We start from the raw sequence: 4,441 nt of genomic DNA, 5'->3' as shown, positions 1-4,441 counted from the left end.
ATGGAATTCGCGATACCACCATCAATCGGATCGAGGTGGCCCGCGCTTTGTACACGGTCGCGCCTTTCACCCCAGATTCGGCGGAGGCCACCGCTGATGCCTTCGATCGGTTCCTGGCTGGACTGACCGGGGGCGGCGCGGGTTGGTGCTGGGGGAACTCGTCGACACCACGCCGACGGGCCGGGGCACGCCGGCGAATCCGGGCTGCCTCACAGCTCCGGTCCTGTCGAGGGCCACGTCAATCGCATCAAAATGCTCAAACGCCAGATGTTCGGCCGAGCCAACCTCGACCTACTGCGCAAACGTACTCTGCTACAACAGAACTGAACATCACGAAGAGTGCGACAGAGCCAAGGTGCGTGATGGGCAGGTCGCCAACCGGCCGATCTACGCCGCGATCGGAGTCACCGTCACCGGCGAGAAGGACATCCTCGGCCTGTGGGCCGGCAGCGGTGGTGAAGGCGCGAAGTTCTGGATGAGCGTGCTCACCGACATCCGCAACCGCGGGGTCAAGGACGTATTCTTCCTGGTCTGCGACGGTTTGAAAGGCCTGCCGGAGGTGGTCGGCAACGTGTGGCCGCTGGCCACGGTGCAGACCTCATCACCTCGGCCGGTGGCCAGGCGAAGGGCAACGCCACGCCCCGAGTTGCCCCTTCCATGAGATGGACAAAGGGCTGTCTGGGCAAGTGGTATACGGCGAGAGCGCGATCCGAGAAACGGTGCAGGTTGTATCGATCCGGCTGGAGATCCCGCTGGTGACCGCCTCCCCAGAAGCGTCGACCGGCGGCGCCGTCTCTCCTGGCGACTCTGGTCGTGTCCGGCGGAGTGTCAGCTTGTTCGGGTTGTTGTGCTGGCTGTGGGAGTCTGCTCGCCTGAACGCTTGGCATCCAGGTCTGCGCCGGCGCGGCTGGGCTGACTGCTACGCCGCCCTGGGTGTTTTCTGATTGCTGCGGTCCGTGCGCGGGCCAACCGGCGAATCGCACGCGCCACGCGCAGAGGCGAGCGGAAGCCAGCATGGTGGTGTCGTACGGTTCAGCGGAATCCGGCGATGCGCCACAGGCGCTGCTGGTAGTCCCGAGGCGCCATGAGTCGGCGGGCGGGCAGTGTGTCGGGCCATTTCGTCTCGGGCACAAAGCAGCCACCGCACCGGCCGCAATACCAACGGCGGCGGTCGATCTCGATCGCCCGGTCGGGGCTGATATGGCGGGTGCGGTGCAGCTGCGCGAGCGCGCGCATCCATCGGGTGATGAGGTGATCGCCGGGCTTGTCACCGGTGAGGTGGCGGATGGCCGCGCTGAGCTCGTGCCAGTCCGGCAACCCGCGCTGGAAACTGTCGCCTGTATCCATGATCGTCCTACCATCGCGATCCGAGCGAGTAGGCCATGGCCGCGAGGAATGGTAGGCATTCGCGATACCAGCCAGCACATGCGCATCAGCCGGGTCACTCTTGGCGCCGGAGACCGCGTGCCGCTGCCGATAGCGGGCCGCCTGCAACGGATTTACCGCGAAAACCGAATACCCGGCGGCGATCAGCGCCGCGACCCACGGTCCACGGTCGGTCTCGATCCCGGCCCCGACATCAGCGGCGGGGGTGTCGGTGCCGGAGTGCTCGGCCACCAGCGCGTGAAATCGTGCGATCCCGTCGACGCCTTCAGGCAGCCGGGCTCTGGCCACCCGCTTCCCGGTCGGGTTCATCAACTCGACGTCGTGGTGGTCTTCTGCCCAGTCGTCACCGACGAACAGCAACTCGAATTCTCCTGTCTCAAACGATGTCATGACATCGGCAGCGTTCGGGAGAACTCTCGGCGCCCTAATGAAACAGTGCTCACGCCGCCGCGGCGGGCACGACATCCCATCAGCGATCCATCCTCCCGGTCGACCGGCGGGGGCACGATCTTTTTTCAGGACTCGGGGTCCTGGGGGACCAAACAGTGCTCACCCGCCAGCCGCTACCGGCAGCGAGTCTGCCCGATCGGACTGGCCCGCTACATCTCATTAGGGGGCCTTTAGCCGGCCCGAGCCCGGTCGATCGCGGTAAACGCGGCTCGAAGATCCACGTGCTGTCCGACCGCGCGGGAATTCCGCTGTCGGTGGCTATTTCGTCTGCAACACCAACGATGCCGAAGCGCTGCGGCCGCTGGTCAAAGCGATTCCTGCCATCTGATCGCGGCGCGGTCCGCGCCGACGCAAACCCGGCAAGCTGCACGCCGACAAGGCATACGACACCGCCGAACTGCGGCAATGGGTGCGCAACCGCGGGATCAGCGTACGCATCGCCCGCAAAGGCATCGAATCCGGATCGGAGTGTCGAATACGACTTGCGGTGGAGCAGACGGTCGTCGGCTAGGAGTTCGGCGACGAGTGCTTCGACGAGGTTGCGGATCTTGGAGGCGGAGAACATCGGCGAGAAAGTCACGCCAGCGAGTTACCGCACATAGCCGCGCACTATGTGCGATGACTCGGTGGCCACGCTGGCGAAGTCGACCTCTTTCCCACGTTCGACTCCTGAAACTATTTGCGGTAGTGCCGATTCAGGCCAGTCTGACCTCAAGGGGGATGTCGATGTACGGGGTCGTCTGCACGGGTGTCCGTAGTCGTCTGCACAGGTAGCAATCCCCGGGATCGCCTGCGGGCGGCGCGGCCCTCGACCTGCGGCGCGGCAGGTCTGGTTGCGCGACATCGTCTGTGATGTGGCCGTGGGGCGATGGCGGGTTATATTGCGGCATCGGATGCGATGCGGCGCCGCGTGAGCGCCGCCCGGTGGGGAGAGGGAGTGCACGATTGTGGCCGAGATGAGGGTCGAGTGTTGTTTTCCCGATGTGGAGTTGTCGGTCGCCGACGAGCAGTGCGCCGACCTGTATGGCAGTCTCGCCGCCGAAGCACCGGAGCTGCCGATACAGCGGGTGCGCGGCGATGAGCTGACTCAGGACTTCGGAGCGACACTGGTGATCGTGTTGAGCGCCCCGAGTGTGATCGTGGTAGCGCGGGAGCTGTCGAAGTGGCTCGCCCGCCGCCACGACGCACGATTGGTGCTGCGGCGCACCGACACCACGGGCGCCACACGGGAGGTGAGGCTCACCGGGCCGGCGACCGCGCGGGTCGAGCGGATGGTAGGTGAGTTCTTCGCCGACCCGCCGAGTCGATGACCGCGAGGGTGATGGGGTCCGCCGATGTCGTGGCGGTGATCTGCGGGGCGCGGGAGTGGCCCGGCATGGGTGAGCGGTTCGCCCCGGCAGCCGCGTTCGCCAACACCGCCGCCGGGTTGCGGGACTATCTGCACAGCGTCGAGGGGTTGGGGTTGGCGGCGGCGGATTTGTTGTGGCTGTTCGACAGTCCCGCCACCGCGGTCGAGCATCTCGACCGGATCCACACCTTCCTCACCGCCCGCACCACCAGATCGGGGGCCACACACGGCCGGGGGCTGGTGGTGGTGTTCGCCTATGTCGGGCACGGCGCGTTCTTCGGTGGTGAACGCGCCTACAGCCTGCTGCTGCGTGACACCCGGGAACCGGTGCCTGCCGAGACCAGCCTGCGGGTGGCCAGCGTGGCATCGATGCTGCGGGCCACGGTTCCCGAAAGCGCACGCATCGTGATCCTGGACGCGTGTTTCGCCGGGGTCGCGTTCAAGGACTTCCAAAGCGACCTCACCCAGCTCTCGGCGGTCAAGATCATCGAAGCCCTCGAACACAGCCACAGCACCCGCGGGGTCGCGCTGCTGTGCGCGGCCAGCGCCCGCAACCCCGCCCGCCTGGCCGGCGCCGACACCACCACACTGTTCGGCCGGGCCCTGCTCGACGTGCTGCACACCGGAGACCCCGACATCGCGGGCCCGATGAGCCTGCGCCGGATCGGGGAACTCACCACGCGACGGCTGACCGACCACGCCCTCGACCACGCCCCCACCCCCGAAGTCCACGCACCCGACCAACACCACGGCGACCTCGCCGCCAAACCCCTGTTCCCCAACCCCGCCACCCCTGCCGTCACCGCGGCCCTACCGGAAGCACTGCGCGCGGGCCTGGAACACCCCTACCCCGAATTCCGCAGGGCCGCCGTCGAACGACTCGCCACCTGGCTCACCTCACCCGACCCCATGCAGCTCCTGGCCGCCAGCCAACACCTACACGCCATCGCCGCCAACGACCACTCCACCGTCGCCACACTCGCCCGTCACCTCCTCGACCAAGCCACCACCGCCTCACCACCGGACACCCACACCACAACGCTCACCGGCCACACCGACTGGGTGCGGGCGGTGGCATTCAGCCCGGACGGGCGCCTGCTGGCCACCGGCAGTGATGATAGGACGGTGCGGTTGTGGGATCCGGCCACCGGCCATCAGGTCGGCGACCCCCTCGGCCACACCAACTTGGTGTTCTCGGTGGCGTTCAGCCCGGACAGGCGCCTGCTGGCCACCGGCAGCGGCGATGGGTCGGCGCGG

Annotated in this window: 1 protein-coding gene and 4 pseudogenes; 4 read left to right on the top strand and 1 reads right to left on the bottom strand. The window is 67.1% G+C overall.

Features of this window, described 5'->3' with window-relative positions; all coding sequences use genetic code 11:
• Window positions 1-352 precede the first annotated feature (352 nt).
• Both ON19_RS31045 and ON19_RS44845 read left to right on the top strand, forming a co-directional pair.
• Window positions 353-598, top strand: a pseudogene (locus ON19_RS31045) (transposase); the annotation flags it as partial.
• Between the two features lie 61 nt (window positions 599-659).
• A pseudogene (locus ON19_RS44845) lies at window positions 660-944 on the top strand (DUF1173 family protein); the annotation flags it as partial.
• 439 nt (window positions 945-1,383) lie between these two features.
• Here the strand turns inward: ON19_RS44845 and ON19_RS45105 are convergent.
• Window positions 1,384-1,746: pseudogene (locus ON19_RS45105) on the bottom strand (IS110 family transposase); the annotation flags it as partial.
• Window positions 1,747-2,792: 1,046 nt separating this feature from the next.
• Between ON19_RS45105 and ON19_RS31035 the strand changes: the two are divergent.
• Together ON19_RS31035 and ON19_RS44100 are read left to right on the top strand one after the other, a co-directional pair.
• A complete protein-coding gene (locus ON19_RS31035) occupies window positions 2,793-3,146 on the top strand; it encodes a hypothetical protein (protein ID WP_157229905.1) in 354 nt (117 codons plus the stop codon).
• Window positions 3,143-4,441, top strand: a pseudogene (locus ON19_RS44100) (hypothetical protein); the annotation flags it as partial. The gene ON19_RS31035 and the pseudogene ON19_RS44100, both read left to right, overlap by 4 nt.

Origin of the sequence: Nocardia abscessus NBRC 100374, assembly GCF_000308455.1 — a bacterium.
GTDB lineage: Bacteria > Actinomycetota > Actinomycetes > Mycobacteriales > Mycobacteriaceae > Nocardia > Nocardia abscessus.
This window is presented reverse-complemented; position numbering and strand designations above follow the sequence as displayed.